This is a genomic window from Methylobacterium sp. ME121, assembly GCF_000974725.1.
Taxonomy (GTDB): Bacteria; Pseudomonadota; Alphaproteobacteria; order Rhizobiales; family Beijerinckiaceae; genus Methylobacterium; species Methylobacterium radiotolerans.
In genome coordinates this window covers 1-513 of the sequence record NZ_BBUX01000195.1, presented here as the reverse complement: position 1 = coordinate 513, position 513 = coordinate 1, and the positions used below count along the sequence as shown (strand labels likewise).

The 513-nt window shown below is 63.0% G+C and carries 2 tRNA genes; both read left to right on the top strand.

Annotated features, from left to right (window positions below):
• Positions 1–97: 97 nt before the first annotated feature.
• Positions 98–174: transfer RNA gene (locus ME121_RS32910), tRNA-Ile, on the top strand.
• Positions 175–300: 126 nt separating this feature from the next.
• Positions 301–376, top strand: a tRNA-Ala gene (locus tag ME121_RS32905).
• The last annotated feature ends 137 nt before the right edge of the window (positions 377–513 follow it).

Here is a 513-nt window from a genome sequence, read left to right as displayed (position 1 = left end):
AAGGGCTCAGTCAGAGCCCCTTGGCGGGACAGATGCCGCCCTCGTTTCTCTTCCTCACCAGATAGCGCGATCGCGGTGCAAACCGCTCGATCGTACTGGGCCTGTAGCTCAGGTGGTTAGAGCGCACCCCTGATAAGGGTGAGGTCGGACGTTCGAGTCGTCCCAGGCCCACCATTGTTAGGATGGCCTCAAACGCCGGCGGCGACATCCGTCGCCTTAGGCTTCTCGCGCCACGCGGCGCGGCGGCCATTCGGCCTTGCGAGGCTTCGCCTCGGACGCTTGATCCTGAGCCGACCCTTTGGGGCCATAGCTCAGTTGGGAGAGCGCGTGCTTTGCAAGCATGAGGTCGTCGGTTCGATCCCGTCTGGCTCCACCATTCTTTTGGGACTTGGCGCCGTGGAAACGGCAGCCGCCCGAGGATGCGTGTCGAGCCCGCTATCTGGAACATGAGTTTGCCGCGGCAGCGATCGACGAGGACCGACAGGTTCGGTTGGTTCGGCCGTGCGCAAAAAA